Consider the following 14,749-nt stretch of genomic DNA (forward strand, 5'->3'; position numbering starts at 1 on the left):
GCAGCGGCTGCTCGGCGTGGGTGGCCAAGCCGGCCTGGCAGCACGACACGAACTGCCCCGGCCGGATGACCACCGACGTGGCCGCCGTCGCCGATCCCCACACGGGTGTCGCTGTCTACGAGACCCACGACTATCCCGGCTGGATCGTGGTCGGCGGCACCAGCGCCTCCTCGCCGTACCTGGCCGGGGTGATCGCTTTGGCCGGCCATCCCGAGCGGTTCGGGGACGCCTCCCGCCTGTACGCCGGCGGCCTGCGTGACGTCGTCGGCGGCAGCAACGCCCGGGCCACCGGCTGCGGCGGCGACTACCAGTGCACGGCCGTCCGCGGCTACGACGGCCCCACCGGCAACGGCACTCCCGACGGCCTGACCGCCTTCTGACTTGCCACGTCCCGACTCCCGGTTTACCGTTACCTCGGGTAACAGGTAACTCGGGAGGTCGGCGATGACGGAACCCGACAGGCTGCTGCTGCACCCCCGCGACGTCCACTTCGACTGGTCCGAGCTGCCGATGCACTGGATCCCGCGGGAGCCGTTCGCCACCCACGTGCTCAACGTGCTGCACCTGCTGCTGCCCGAGGGCGAACGCTGGTTCTGCCGGGCGTTCCAGCAGGCCCTGCCGCTGATCACGGACGACCGGCTGGCCGAGGACGTGCGCGGCTTCATCGGGCAGGAGGCGGTGCACGCCGAGGCGCACCAGGGGGTGCTGGCCCACCTGCCGGCCAAGGGCCTGGACCCCGACCCGTTCGTGGCCCAGGTGTCGTGGATCTTCCGGCGCATCCTCGGCGAGCGGCCGGCGCTGACCGTCCGCGGCCGCCAGGAGTACCTGATCGAGCAGCTCGCCCTGGTCGCGGCCATCGAGCACGTGACGGCGTTCCTCGGCGACTGGGTCCTCAACTCCCCCGGCCTCGACCGCGCCCAGGCCGATCCGACGATGCTCGACCTGCTGCGCTGGCACGGCGCCGAGGAGGTGGAGCACCGCTGCGTGGCTTTCGACGTGATGCGCCACTTCGACGGCCGCTACCTGCGCCGCGTGCGGGCCATGGTCATCGCCGGCCCGACACTGTGGATCATGTGGATCAAGGGCGTGAAGTTCCTGATGGCCAACGATCCCGAGCTGCCGCGCGGCACCGTGCCGACCTGGCGGGACTACCGCCGCGCGGTCCGCAAGGGCATGGTCCCGGGCCCGTGGCGGATCGCGAGGTCGATGTCCCGGTACTTCAAGCCGAGCTACTACCCCACGCAGGAGGGCTCCACCGCCCAGGCGGTGGCCTACCTGGCGAAATCCCCCGCCGCGCAGGCAGCGCACTGATGCCGGACCGGTTCATCCGGGGCCTGGCCGGGTTCACGGACGTCTACACCCGGTCGCTGCCGTACTGGGGACGCAGCCGCAAGCAGGCCGGCCCGCTGGAGCGGCCGCTGAACCTCGTTGTCAGCGAACGGAAACTGGTTGCCGACGACGTCGTGAGCCTTCGGCTGGCCGGCGAGAATCTGCCGGTGTGGCATCCCGGCGCGCACATCGACCTGCACCTGCCGTCCGGGCTGCGCCGACAGTACTCGCTGTGCGGCGACCCCGGCGACTACACGTACCGGATCGCGGCCCGGCTGATCGGGCCCGGCTCGGCCGAGGTGCACGCCCTGCAACCTGGTGCCCGTGTCACGGTTCGCGGCCCCCGCAACGCGTTTCCCTTCGTGGCCCGGGGAAAGGCGCTGTTCGTCGCGGGCGGTATCGGCATCACGCCGATCCTGCCGATGGTCCGGATGGCCGACCGGCTGGGTTCGGACTGGCGACTCGTCTACAAGGGACGGTCGCTGCCGTTCCTCGACGAGTTGCCGCAGGGAAACGTGGTGATCAATCCGGGCCGGGACGAGTTGCTGGCCCAGGCGCCGGCAGGTGGAGCGGTCTACGTCTGCGGACCCGCGCCGATGCTGGAATCCGTACGCAAGGGCTTCCGCGACTGCCCGGCGACCGGTCTGCACTACGAGCGGTTCGGGCCGCCGCCGGTCGTCGACGGCAGGCCGTTCGAGGTGCAACTGGGCGTCGACGGGCCGGTGCTGCCGGTGCCGGCCGACCGGTCTGCGCTGGCCGTGCTGCGGGATTTCCGGCCCAGTGTGCCGTACTCGTGCCAGCAGGGCTTCTGCGGCACCTGCCGGCAGCGCACGGTCGACGGCAATGACATCCTGGTGTGCGTCGAGCGCACCGACGGCGAGCGCTTGGTGCTGGAGGAGCGATGAAGAACAGGACGGTGACCTCCGACGGCGTGCGCCTGGCCGTCTACGAGCACGGCGACCCGTCGAAGCCGACGGTGCTGCTGGTGCACGGCTATCCCGACACGCACCTGATGTGGCAGGACGTGGTGACCCGCCTGGTCGAGGACTTCCACGTCGTCAGCTACGACACGCGCGGCGCCGGCAAGACCGGCAAACCGTCCACTTTGGAGAGTTATCGGCTCGAACACCTGGCCAACGACCTGATGGCCGTCGCCGACGCGGTCAGCCCGGACCAACCGGTGCACGTCGTCGCGCACGACTGGGGTTCCATCCAGGCGTGGGAGGCCGTCACCGAGCCCGCCAACGCCGACCGGATCGCCTCGTACACCTCGATCTCCGGGCCGTGCCTGGACCACGTCGCGCACTGGATGCGCCGGCCCGGCCTCAAGGTCGCCCGGCAGCTGCTGCACTCCTGGTACATCGGCTTCTTCCACCTGCCCGTGCTGCCGACGCTGGCGTGGCGGCTGTGGCTGGGCCGCAACTGGGGCCAGGTGATGAGCCTCGCCGACGGCGTTCCGCGCCGGCCGGGACATCCCGCGCCGACGATCACCAAGGACGGCATCAACGGGATGTCGTTGTACCGGGCCAACTTCCGGCCGGTGATGCGCAAGCCGCGGGAACGCCGCACCACGGTTCCGGTACAGGTCATCCACCCCGAGCGGGACCGGTACGTGACCGCGCCGCTGACCGAGAACCTGCAGAAGTGGGCCCCGAAGCTGTGGCGCCGGACGATTCCGGCCAGTCACTGGGTCGCGCTCACACACCCGGATGTCGTGGCCCGCATGGCGAGCGAGTTCATCCGGCACGTCGACGGCGCGCCGGCCACGAGGTCGCTGCGCCGGGCCGAGGTCGGCCGGCACCGGCCGCCGTTCACCGACAAGCTCGTCGTGATCACCGGTGGCGGCAGCGGCATCGGCCGCGCGACGGCGCTGGCGTTCGCCAAGCAGGGCGCGGAAGTCGTGGTCTGCGACATCAACCACGACACCGCGGCCGAGACCGCCGCGCTGGCCGGCGCGAAGGCGCACGCGTACCAGGTGAACGTGGCCGACGAGGGCGCGGTGGCCAAGTTCGCCGCCGATGTCGCCGCCGCGCACGGGATTCCGGACGTGGTGGTGAACAACGCCGGCATCGGGCACGCCGGCGCGCTGATGGACGCCACCACCGAGGAGTGGCAGCGGGTGCTGGACGTCAACCTGTGGGGCGTGATCCACGGCTGCAAGTCGTTCGGCGAGCTGATGATCGCCGGCGGCGAGGGCGGGCACATCGTGAACGTCGCCTCGGCCGCCGCGTACCTGCCATCCAAGGTGCTCGGCGTGTACTCCACCTCCAAGGCCGCCGTGTTCATGCTGTCCGACTGCCTGCGCGCCGAGCTGGCGTCGGCCGGCATCGGCGTGTCGACGATCTGCCCTGGCATCGTGAACACCAACATCGCCGGCACCACCACCTTCTCCGGCGTGACCGCCGCCGAGCAGGCCCGGAAGCAGGAGGCCAGCACGCGGGCGTACCGGCGGCGCAACTTCCCGCCGGAGCGGGTGGCCGCCGAGATCGTGCGGGCCGTGCGACAGCGGCGGGCGATCGTGCCGGTCACGGCCGAGGCGAAGGCCGCCCGGGTGCTGAGCCGGCTTTCCCCGACCGCGCTGCGGGGGCTTGCCGCTAGATTCTGACCATGACTTCGCGCCCGTTCAAGGTCGTGTGTGAGATCGAGCCGCCGACCAGGCCCGATCTGATGCACGTGCGGCACCAGATCGGCACCCTGTCCAAGGTGGCCGACACGTTTCTCATCCCCGACAACCACATCGGGCGGGCCACCGTGTCCAGCGTGGCCGTGGCGCACGAGGTGCAGGCGATGGGCGGGCGCAGCATCGCCTGCCTGAACTCGCGTGACCGCAACATGTTGGGCTTTCGGCGAGACCTGCTCACCGCCGCCGCGTACGGCGTCGAGGAGTTCCTGTTCGTCTACGGCGACAAGCCGGCGTCCGGCAGCCGGACCGGGCAGCTGACCGTACGGTCGATGATCGACGAGGTGCGGTCGCTGTCCGAGGACAAGGCGTTCGCCGGCGTCGCCCCGTTCCGGGTCGGCACCGCCGCCGGGCTGCGGCCCGTGCCGGCGTGGAAGCACGCCGCCGACTTCATGTTCGTGCAGGTCAGCTTCTCCCTCGACGCGCTGCTGCGGTGGCGCGACGCCAACCCCGTCGACATGCCCGTCTACGCCGGCGTGATGGTCATCGCCAGCGCCGCGCACGCCAACCGGCTGGCCGCCGCCATTCCCGACATCGACATCCCCGCCGACCTCGTCGACCGGCTCGACGGCGACCGCCTCGCCGGCGTCGAGTCCACGTGCGAGCAGGTGCTCAGGATCCGCGAGTCCGGCGCGTTCGACGGCGTGCACCTGGTGCCCGTCGCGCGCTACCGCGAGGTCGCCGCCCGACTGGAGCAGATGCTGAAGTGATCTCTTCTTTCCTCTCCGCCGCCCGCACGGCCGCCGTCCTGCTGCACTCCGCCGAGCTGGCCGAGTCGTGGACCAAGCCCAGCGCCCTGGCCGAGTTCCGGATCTCCGGCCTCGCCGGCCACCTCGCCGGGCAGGTGTCCAACATGCACCGCTTCCTCGACGCCGCCGTGCCGCCCGACCTGGTGCCGATGGATGCCGTGCGCTACTACACCCAGCACGGCGATGTCGACGTCGACTCCGAGGTCGCCACCGGCATCCGCGTGCGCAGCGAAGAACACGCCGGCCCCTCCGCCGCCGACCTCGCCGCCCGCTACGACGCCGCGCTGGAGTCGGTCGCCGCGCGCCTCGACGGGCTCCCCCCGGAGCTGCCCGTGCTGATGTTCGACCGCTGGGTGCTGCCGCTGGACCAGTGCCTGCTGACCCGGATCCTCGAACTCGTCGTCCACGCCGACGACCTGGCCGTCAGCCTCGGCGTGCCCACCCCGTCGTTCTCCGACGACGTGGTGGATGCCGCCGTCACCACCCTGGCCCGGATCTCGGTGGTCAAGCGGGGGCCGCTGCCGGCGCTGCGGGCCTTGTCCCGCCGCGAACGCGCCGACGGAATGGCCGCCGCGTTCTAGCCACCCCCTCTTTCGCCACATGCGCTTCCCAGGTGGCACCTGGGCGCACATGGGAAGCGCATGTGGCAAGCAAGGGGGCTCAGAGCGGCAGCGTCATCACCGGCATGGGCGACTTCAGCGGCGTGCCGACGGCCTTGAGCAGGCCGGTGGCCTTGTCCACCCGGTAGCTCGTCACCGTGGCCGAGTCCTGGTTGGAGGAGAACAGGAACGAGCCGGTGGGGTCGAGCCCGATGTGCCGGGGGTTCTTGCCGACGGGCGTGTTGGCGAGCAGCTTCAGCGACGCCCCGCCGTCGCCGACGGCGAACACCGCGGCGTTGTCGGCGCCGCGGTTGGACAGGTACACGAACCGCCCGTCGGCGGAGATGACGATCTCGCCGGGGTAGTTGCGCACGCCGGCCGGGGGCGCGGCGGTGAGGGTGGTCTGCGGCTGGCCGGGGGTCAGGACGCCGGTCGCCGGGTCGTAGGCGGCGACGATGACCGAGTTGCCGAGTTCGTTGGCGATGTACGCGAACCGGCCGTTGGGGTGGAACGCCAGGTGCCGCGGCCCCTGCCCGGCGGGCACCTTCGCCTGGTGCACGAGCTTGAGCTTGCCGGCGCTGGACACCGAGTAGGCGTAGACGGAGTCGGTGCCGAGGTCGACGGCATGCAGGTAGGCGCCGGCGCAGTCGGGCAGGACCTGGTGCGCGTGCGGCCCCTCCTGCCGGTCGGGGTCGGGCCCGGAGCCCTTGTGCTGCGCGACGTCGGTCGCGGCGCCGAGGCTGCCGTCCGACTTCACGGGCAGCACGACGACACTGCCGGAGTCGTAGTTGGCGGCCAGCACGTGCTTGCCGTCCGTGGTCACGCACAGGTGCGTGGGCCCGTCGCCCTTGCTGGACTGGCTGTTGAGCACCTTCAACGCGCCGTTCGAGACGGACAGGGCGGTCACGCGACCGCCCGCCTGCTCGTCGACGGCGTACAGGAACCGCTGCGACGGCGCGAGCGCCAGAAACGAGGGGTTGGACACGGAGACCACGGACTTGGCGGTGAGCTGCCCGCTGGCCGGGTCCCAGGTGCCGACGCCGATGCCCTTGCCGGCGCCGTTCCCGTCCGTGTAAGTCCCGATGAACAGCGGCCGAGTGGTGGCCCGTGACCCGAACACCGGGCCGGCCTCGGCCACGCCACCACTCATCAGAACCGCTCCTCCGACCCCGGCCAGCAGCCCGCCCAGGAACCGCCGACGATCCAATCCAGGCACCACACGCCCCTTTCGGCCAACAACGGCGGCGTGCCGCCACTGTGGCCTAGACCATCGCCGCAGGCAAGGCGTGCAACCAAGGTTGCACATTGCGCAACATCAGCTGCACGCAACGAATCGCCGTCAGATAATCGAACAGCGCAACAGACTGGTGCCATACGCAACGTAGACCGGATGAAATCACCGTCGGGGGCCATCTAGCCTTGGGACATGACCGCCACCATCGACACCCCCGCAACGGCCGCAAGTTTCATCGAGCTCGACGAGCGGTGGAGCACGCACAACTACCACCCGCTGCCGGTCGTCATCGCCGAGGGCGACGGCGCCTGGGTGACCGATGTCGACGGCAACCGGTACCTGGACTTCCTGTCCGGCTACTCGGCACTGAACTTCGGCCACCGCCACCCGGCCCTGGTCGCCGCCGCCGTCGAGCAGCTGGGCCGGGTCACGCTGACCAGCCGCGCCTTCCACCACGACCAGTTCGGCCTGTTCTGCCGCGAGCTGGCCGAGCTCACCGGCACGGACCTGGTGCTGCCGATGAACTCCGGCGCCGAGGCGGTCGAGTCGGCGATCAAGGTCGCCCGCAAGTGGGCGTACCAGGTGAAGGGCCTGCCGGCGGGCACCGCGCAGATCGTGGTCGCCGGCTCCAACTTCCACGGCCGCACCACCACCATCGTGTCGTTCTCCACCGACGACACCGCGCGCGCCGACTTCGGGCCGTTCACCCCGGGCTTCACCGTGGTCGAGTACGGCGACCTGGACGCGATGGCGGCCGCGATCACCGAGCACACCGCGGCCGTGCTGATCGAGCCGATCCAGGGCGAGGCCGGCGTGGTCGTGCCACCGGCCGGCTACCTGGCCGGCATCCGCCGGCTCTGCGACGAGCGCGACGTGCTGATGATCGCCGACGAGATCCAGTCCGGCCTGGCCCGCACCGGCGAGCTGCTCGCACTGGACCACGAGGGCGTGCGCGCCGACCTGTACACGCTGGGCAAGGCCCTGGGCGGCGGCATCATGCCGGTGTCGGCGGTGGTCGGCCGCGCCGACGTGCTCGGCGTGCTGCGCCCCGGCGAGCACGGCTCGACCTTCGGCGGCAACCCGCTGGCCTGTGCGGTCGGCCGCGCCGTGGTCAAGCTGCTGGCCACCGGCGAGTTCCAGCAGCGTTCCCGCGAGCTCGGCGCGTACCTGCACGAGCGGCTCGGCGAGCTGATCGGGCACGGCGCCGCCGAGGTGCGCGGCCGCGGCCTGTGGGCCGGCGTGGAGATCGCCCCCGGCGGTCCGGCCGGGCGCGCGGCCTCCGAGGCGCTGGCCAAGCGGGGCGTGCTGTGCAAGGAAACCCACGACACCACGCTGCGCGTCGCGCCGCCGCTGGTGATCACCCGCGAGGAGATCGATCGCGGCGTGGACGCGATCGCCAACGTTATAGGTAGGTAAAATGCCGTACCGCATGTGACCCACGTCATGAGACGTTGGCCGCATGGACACGGCTTCGGTGGCGCGGCTGGGCATCGACGACCTCGCCGCGTGTCTCGACCTGGCGGCCGACCGGCAGTGGCCGCGGGAACGGCGCAAGTGGTCGTTCCTGCTCACCGTCGGCGAGGCCTACGGCCTGCGGGATCGGGCGGACCTGGCCGGCTCGGTGGTGCTGAGCCGGTTCGGTCCGCGGCTGGCCTGGATCGGGATGATGCTGGTGGCGGAGCGCTGGAACCGCCGCGGCCTCGGCCGCGCGCTCATGCGGCACGCCATGGACAACGCCGGCGCCGGCACGATCGCCTTGTACGCCACCGATGCCGGCCTGCCGCTGTACGAGTCGCTGGGCTTTCGGGCGACCGGAACCGTGTTCACCCACCGCGGCCGCTTCGCCGGCGCCGGCACGCGCACCGGCCGCACCCGGCCCTTCACCGGGGCCGATCTCGATGCCGTGCACCGTCTCGACGCCGAAGTCACCGGAGCCGACCGCGGTCGCCTGCTGACCGGATACCTCCGCTTCGCCGGCCAGGTCCGGGTTCTGGAGACCGACGGCATGATCACCGGCTACGCCGGCTCGTGGCGGGACGGCGAGACCGTGGTCATCGGCCCGGTGATCGCCGCTCGGATTTCCGACGCCCAGGCCCTGGTCGTCGACGTCGCGTCCACTGTGGACGGCCCGGTGCGCCTCGACACCGACAACGTCGAGCTGGCGGCCTGGGCCGCCACCCGGGGCCTGCCCCGCTCGTTCGAGGCGACGACCATGGTGCGCGGCGACGACCTGCCCGGCGACCGGTCCCGGCTGTTCACACCTGTGATGCAGGCCCTGGGCTGACTCACCCGTCCGCCGTCTTGCCGGTTGCGACCGCTCAGCAGCAACCTCCTGTGGTCGGAGGGAGCCGTCATCATCGGACTGGACGCCGTCGCGGGAAAGATCGGTCAGGCTGTCGCCCAGCGGGCCGCGAAGGCATGGTTGGACAAGCAGCGCAAAGCCGGCGAACGCAGGTCGTCGCTGGCCGAGCTCGCCGCCGCGGAACTGTCGACCGCCCGTCAGCGGGACAAGCTGGCGCATCTCGTCGAAGGCATCAGTCACCAGGTCGGCGACCAGCTCGAACCCCTGCTGGTGGCCAAGTTCAGCGCGCTACCGGAGAACGAGCTGAACGCGGCACTTGACGCCGTGACAATCGCACTCGGCGACACGGACCTGTCCGACCGCGCGATTCTCGACGTTGACGCCGATCCTGACGAGCTCGCCCGCCGGATCCGCCAGCACACACCGACCGACGCCGGACTGTCCGAGTCAGCGCACCGGCTCTACGACCTGGCACTCGATCAGGCATGTCGCTACCTGGTGCAGGTGGTTCGTCAACTGCCCGCTTTCCAGCCCAGGGCATTGGCCGAGGTGCTGAGCCGGGCGACAGCACAGGCCGCGCAGCTCGACGAGGTGCTGTCGCGGTTGCCACGAACGAGCCTGCGCGCGCCACAAGGCACCGACAACGACGACGAGTTCACGGCCGAGTACCTGCGTTATGTGACGAACAATCTCGACCGACTGGAACTGCTCGGACTGAGCATGCGCAACCGCCCCAAGCTGGCGTTGACCGTCGCGTACCTCAGCCTGACGGTCTCCGAGGAACAGAACCGGCACCGCAAGGACGCCGTCGACGCCGGCCGCTGGTTCGGTGCCGTCGAGGCCGATCGTGCGGGCACCCGTACGCGCGTTGAGGCCGCTCTCACTGATCGAACCCTGGTGCGCGGTGACGCCGGCTCGGGCAAGACCACCCTGCTCGACTGGCTCGCGGTCACCGCGGCGCGCGGTGCGTTCAGCGACCAACTACGGGAGTGGAACGGACACGTCCCGCTACCCATCCGGTTGCGTCGCTACGCCGATGCGCAGCTACCGCGCCCCGAACAGTTCCTCGACCACGCCGCCAGCTGGCTCGTCGGTGTGATGCCTGCGGGATGGGTGCACCGCTGTCTGCGTTCCGGCCGCGCGCTCGTATTGGTTGATGGCGTCGACGAAGTGCGACCGAACAAACGCCATCAGGTCCGGGAATGGCTGCACGAACTCGGCACCACCTTTCCCGAGGTCAAGATCGTGGTCACGTCGCGTCCCGCAGCCGCCGACGAGCGTTGGCTCACCGCGCAGGGCTTCACTTCCGTGTTGCTGGAGCAGATGAGCCCCGCCGATGTGATGATCTTCCTCGATCGCTGGCACGAAGCCGCCCGCAACGCCGACGCCCTGCCTTGCCCCGTGGACGCGCTGCCGGCCGCACAGCGCCGTCTGGTGAGCCAGCTCGACAGCCGCGAACACCTCCGCGCCCTGGCCGCGAACCCCTTGCTGTGTGCCATGTTGTGCGCTCTCAACCTCGGCCGCACGGCGCAGTTGCCGCACAACCGCATCGAGTTGTACCAGTCGGCGCTGACCATGCTCCTGGAACTGCGCGACGCCGAGCGGGAGGTCTCCGGACTTCTCGGCGCCGCCGAGAAGTCCGTGTTGCTGCGGGACCTGGCGTGGCGGCTCACCATGGCCAACCGCAGCCAGCTTCCGACGGCCAAGGTGCGTGAACACGTCGGGCGCAAGGTCCGTTCGATGCCCAACACCACCGCCGAGCCAGCCGCCATCGTCACGCACCTGCTGGAACGCAGCGGCGTCATCCGGGAACCCGTCCCTGGTCAGGTCGACTTCGTGCATCGGACGTTCCAGGAGTATCTGGCGGCGGCCGAAGCCATCCAGGACAACCAGATCGAGACGCTGATCAGCCACGCCCACCTGGATTCGTGGTGGGAAACAGTGGTCATGGCCTGCGGTCACGCCCAGCGGTCCCAGGTCGGAGAGCTGATCACCGGCATCCTCGACGCCGCCGACGCGGCGACCGGCAGGCGCGCCCGCCGGCTGCGGCTGCTCGCCGCGGCCTGCCTGGAAACGGTGACCGATGTCCAGGCCGAGGTCAACGACCGCCTGGACGAGGTGATCCGGGAACGACTGGTGCCGCCGAGGCACGTCCGGGAAACGCGGTCCCTGGCCTCGATCGGCCCGCGGGTACTGCACTACCTGCCGACCAGTCTGTCCGGCATGTCGAATGCCGCGGCAAGGGCCACGGTTCGCACTGTGGCCCTCACCGCCAGCCCGGAAGCCATGGCCAGGCTCGCGATGTACGCAGCCGATCCTCGATTCGAGGTGCAAGACGAACTCGCGATGGCATGGAAGTACTTCGACCCGGAACGGTACGCGCGGGACGTGCTCGCCGACGCCCCTCTGATCGACGGTCTCATCGAAGTGAGTTCCAAACGAATGATCAAGCACCTTTCGACGCTGAAGAATCTGAGATCGACCACGGTCTGGCTGCCCAACGAGGAGCCGCAGACCTCGCTGGACATACTTTCCGGCGTGCACAACCTGCGACACTTGAGAATGCAGCTCGATGGCGATATCGATGTGTCCCCACTGGAAGCACACCCCAAGCTCGAAACCGTGGCACTTTTCCAGGCAAACCGGTTCGCCAATCTCGACACGCTCGCAGGCCTACCCACCCTCTCCTACCTGAACCTGAGGCAGCTGTCCCCCCACCAAGAACTCAAGTTCCTCAACCTGCTCGGCGAACTGAAGGATCTCTCCCTGGGAGACCTGGCATCGACAATCGACACCACACCATTCGAAGGACTGCAGTCGCTCGAGAACCTCAGCATCGAACTCTGGCCGACAGAAATCGATCCACGAGTTCTCGGCAACCTAGGGCAACTCAGGCGGGTGCGCCTGGCCTGGCAAACCAGCCCTGAAGTACTTCCGAGATTCGCGGCCGCGCTACCCACTCTCGCCGAACTGGTGCTCGTCGGCAAGATCACAGCCGACCTCACTCCCGTCAAAAAGTTGACCAGCCTCAACCATTTGATAGTAATCGGACCCCACTGGGGCGCAACCGTCGACTTGCGACCGCTCGCCGGAATGTCGATACGACTAGAACTGTATCGCGACTCCTCGTACGACGGCGTTGACGAGCTGGGCCCCGATGTTTTGATTAAATGGCGCTGAGCGGCCGCGCGATGCCAGCTCGACGACCTCGCAGACCCGAGCTCTTCGCTACGGGCAGTGAGCGAGGTTGCTCCACCACGGTTGTCTTCGAGTTAAACCTTGTCTCGGACGAAGTCTCGGTGTTGGGTCGCGCCATGCGCACCCGAGTGCTGTTGACTCTCGCTGTCGCGGCCGCCGCGGCAGTCCTGCCGATCTCGAGCACGGCCACCGCCGCCCCGGCGGCGCCGGTGTCCCCGGCCCAGCCGCCGAATCCGACCACCGTGCACGAGTGGCTGACCACCCCGGGCGTGGAGACGCCGACGGACGTGCGGTTGCCGCTCAACAGCACCGTGACCAAGACCCCGGTCACCGTGCACGTGGACCCGAACGTCAGATACCAGACGGTGTCCGGCTTCGGCGCGGCGATCACCGACTCCTCGGCGCACGTGCTCTACGGCCTGACGCCGGAGAACCGGGCCGAGGTGATGAAGAACCTGTTCGACCCCGAGGCCGGCGCCGGCATCGACTTCCTGCGGCAGCCGATCGGCGCCTCGGACTTCGCCGTCGGCCAGGACTACAGCTACGACGACCTGCCGGCCGGCCAGACCGACTACCAGATGCGGCACTTCTCCATCGCCCACGACGAGGCGCAGATCCTGCCGCTGCTGCGGCAGGCCCGGGGGCTCAACCCGCACATCCAGATCGTCGCCAGCCCGTGGAGCATGCCCGGCTGGATGAAGACGTCCGGCTCCATGATCGACGGCAAGCTGATCGACGACCCGAAGATCTACCGCGCCTACGCGCTGTACCTGGTGAAGTTCGTCCAGGCCTACCAGCGGGCCGGCGTGCCGGTGGACTACCTCACCGTGCAGAACGAGCCGCAGGCGTTGGAGCGCAAGAACTATCCCGGCACCGACCTGTCCTGGGAGCAGGAGGCCAAGGTGATCGAGGCGCTCGGGCCGGCACTGCGCGCCGCCGGGCTGCGCACCAAGATCCTCGCCTTCGACCACAACTGGTCCGAGCACCCCGGTGACATCTCCTCACACCAGCGCGCCGACGAGGACCCGGAGCCGAACTACCCGTACGACCTGCTGGCCACCGACGCCTACCGCTGGGTCGCCGGCACCGCCTACCACTGCTACTACGGCGACCCGACCGCGCAGACCGGGCTGAAGGCGGCCTTCCCCGGCAAGGACATCTTCATGACCGAGTGCGAGGGCGGCGACTCCGCCACGATCATCGGCGTGATGCAGAACTGGGGCCGCAGCTCCATCGACTGGAACATCGCGCTGGACGAGAACCACGGCCCGCACCTGGGCGGCTGCGGCAGCTGCAACGGCACGATCACCGTCAACTCGGTGTCCAAGGCCGTGACCTACAACGACCAGTACCGGGACATCGAGCACTTCTCCAAGTTCGTGCCGACCGGCGCCACGCACATCGCCAGCACCGTCGACACCAACTCCAGCAAGGGCGCGCCGCTGACCACGGTCGCGTTCACCAACCCGGACCGCTCCACCACCCTGGTGGCCCTCAACACCGGCACGACGACGCAGACCTTCACCGTCGTCTACGGCACGCACTCCTTCGACGCCACCCTGCCCGCCGGCGGCACCGTCACCTACCAGTGGGCCCCCATCCACTGAGTTTTTGCCGCGCGTTCCGCGCGGGGCGAGGCCGCCATCAAGCCGGCGCCTTCCCTTGCCACAGCTCGATCGATGGAAAGACTCGATCGAGCTGTGGCCGCGGTCCAGGCTCCGGCGCGGCCTCGCGGGGACTGGCGACTTCTACCGCTCCGTGATCTGGGGCGGGGAGGGGATCTTGTAGCCGGTGCCGCCGAAGTTGTGCTGCAGCGAGGAGTTCCAGGCGCCGGTGCTGATCATCTTGGTGAGCGCGTCGTCGATCTTGGCCACGGACGCCGTGTCGCCCTTCTTGACGCCGATGCCGTAGCGCTCCTGGGTGAACGTCTTGCCCACCACTCGGAGCAGTTCCGGGTTCTGCGCGGCGTAACCGGCCAGGATCAGGTCGTCGGTGGTGACCGCGTCCACGATGTTGGCCAGCAGCGCGGTGATGCACTCCGAGAAGTGCGCGTACTCCACCAGCTTGGTCTGCTGCGCGAACTTGTCCTTCACCTCCTGCGCGGAGGTGGTGCCGGCGACCGAGCACAGCCGCTTGCCGTTGAGCGACTCCGGGCCCTTGATCGAGGTGTCGGACAGCCGCACCAGCAGGTCCTGCCCGGCCACGAAGTACGGGCCGGCGAAGGAGATCACCTGCTTGCGCTTGTCGGTGATGGAGTAGGTCTCCACCACCATGTCCGCGGAACCGTTCTCCAGCACGGTCTCCCGGTCGGCGCTGACCGTGCTGCGCCACGTGATGCCGCTGGGCTCGACACCCAGTTCCTTGGCCACGAACTGGGCCACGTCGATGTCGAAGCCGCTGTAGTCCCCGTTGAGGCCCTTGAGGCTGCTGCCCGGCTGGTCCTCGGCGATCGCGATGGTCAGATGCCCGCTGGAGGCCTTGCCGATCACGGTGTCGCCACCGCCGCCGCTGCCGCAGGCCGCCGCCACGAGCGCGGCGGCTAACAGGGCAGACACGCGACGGGCGGAAGCGAACCACACCCTGGAGCTCATCGTCCACCAAACAGTCGTCAGGTCGTCAGGAATCAGGCGAACCTAGGCGGTCACCCGGGGGACCGTC

The 14,749-nt window shown here is 69.5% G+C and carries 12 protein-coding genes; 10 read left to right on the forward strand and 2 right to left on the reverse strand.

All coding sequences use genetic code 11. From position 1 onward, the window contains the following. Positions 1-20 precede the first annotated feature (20 nt). From BJ998_RS47185 to BJ998_RS06865, 6 genes are all read left to right on the forward strand, one after another. Positions 21-380, forward strand: a complete 360-nt coding sequence (locus BJ998_RS47185) for a S8/S53 family peptidase (protein WP_246488537.1) — start codon at positions 21-23, stop codon at positions 378-380. Positions 381-444: 64 nt separating this feature from the next. Beyond that, positions 445-1,311: a metal-dependent hydrolase gene (locus BJ998_RS06845; protein WP_184859507.1), complete on the forward strand. Its 867-nt coding sequence runs from the start codon at positions 445-447 to the stop codon at positions 1,309-1,311. Further along, positions 1,311-2,234 carry a PDR/VanB family oxidoreductase gene (locus tag BJ998_RS06850; RefSeq protein WP_184859509.1) on the forward strand — a complete coding sequence of 308 codons (924 nt, stop codon included), beginning with the start codon at positions 1,311-1,313 and terminating at the stop codon, positions 2,232-2,234. Before BJ998_RS06845 ends, BJ998_RS06850 begins: the two co-directional genes overlap by 1 nt. Beyond that, the gene (locus tag BJ998_RS06855; protein ID WP_184859511.1) at positions 2,231-3,934 is read left to right on the forward strand and encodes an SDR family oxidoreductase; all 1,704 of its coding nucleotides are present in this window, start codon (positions 2,231-2,233) and stop codon (positions 3,932-3,934) included. Before BJ998_RS06850 ends, BJ998_RS06855 begins: the two co-directional genes overlap by 4 nt. Before the next feature lie 2 nt (positions 3,935-3,936). Further along, on the forward strand, positions 3,937-4,719 hold the full coding sequence (locus BJ998_RS06860) for a methylenetetrahydrofolate reductase (RefSeq protein ID WP_184859513.1): 783 nt from the start codon (positions 3,937-3,939) through the stop codon (positions 4,717-4,719). Continuing rightward, on the forward strand, positions 4,716-5,339 hold the full coding sequence (locus BJ998_RS06865; RefSeq protein WP_184859515.1) for a maleylpyruvate isomerase N-terminal domain-containing protein: 624 nt from the start codon (positions 4,716-4,718) through the stop codon (positions 5,337-5,339). Before BJ998_RS06860 ends, BJ998_RS06865 begins: the two co-directional genes overlap by 4 nt. Before the next feature lie 79 nt (positions 5,340-5,418). Here the strand turns inward: BJ998_RS06865 and BJ998_RS06870 are convergent, their stop codons facing one another. Then, the gene (locus BJ998_RS06870; protein WP_246488538.1) at positions 5,419-6,507 is read right to left on the reverse strand and encodes a lactonase family protein; all 1,089 of its coding nucleotides are present in this window, start codon (positions 6,505-6,507) and stop codon (positions 5,419-5,421) included. A 276-nt stretch (positions 6,508-6,783) separates the two neighbouring features. Between BJ998_RS06870 and rocD the strand changes: the two genes are divergently transcribed. From rocD to BJ998_RS06890, 4 genes are all read left to right on the forward strand, one after another. Further along, the gene (rocD, locus tag BJ998_RS06875) at positions 6,784-8,007 is read left to right on the forward strand and encodes an ornithine--oxo-acid transaminase (protein ID WP_184859517.1); all 1,224 of its coding nucleotides are present in this window, start codon (positions 6,784-6,786) and stop codon (positions 8,005-8,007) included. A gap of 43 nt (positions 8,008-8,050) precedes the next feature. Further along, positions 8,051-8,875 carry a GNAT family N-acetyltransferase gene (locus tag BJ998_RS06880; protein WP_184859519.1) on the forward strand — a complete coding sequence of 275 codons (825 nt, stop codon included), beginning with the start codon at positions 8,051-8,053 and terminating at the stop codon, positions 8,873-8,875. A 24-nt stretch (positions 8,876-8,899) separates the two neighbouring features. Beyond that, positions 8,900-12,073 (forward strand): NACHT domain-containing protein, encoded by a 3,174-nt coding sequence (locus BJ998_RS06885; protein ID WP_246488539.1) that lies wholly within the window; start codon positions 8,900-8,902, stop codon positions 12,071-12,073. A gap of 134 nt (positions 12,074-12,207) precedes the next feature. Continuing rightward, positions 12,208-13,698 (forward strand): glycoside hydrolase family 30 protein, encoded by a 1,491-nt coding sequence (locus BJ998_RS06890; RefSeq protein WP_184859521.1) that lies wholly within the window; start codon positions 12,208-12,210, stop codon positions 13,696-13,698. Positions 13,699-13,839: 141 nt separating this feature from the next. Here the strand turns inward: BJ998_RS06890 and BJ998_RS06895 are convergent, their stop codons facing one another. Continuing rightward, positions 13,840-14,682: a glutamate ABC transporter substrate-binding protein gene (locus BJ998_RS06895; protein WP_184859523.1), complete on the reverse strand. Its 843-nt coding sequence runs from the start codon at positions 14,680-14,682 to the stop codon at positions 13,840-13,842. Positions 14,683-14,749: the final 67 nt, after the last annotated feature.

Source organism: Kutzneria kofuensis (genome assembly GCF_014203355.1).
Classification (GTDB): domain Bacteria; phylum Actinomycetota; class Actinomycetes; order Mycobacteriales; family Pseudonocardiaceae; genus Kutzneria; species Kutzneria kofuensis.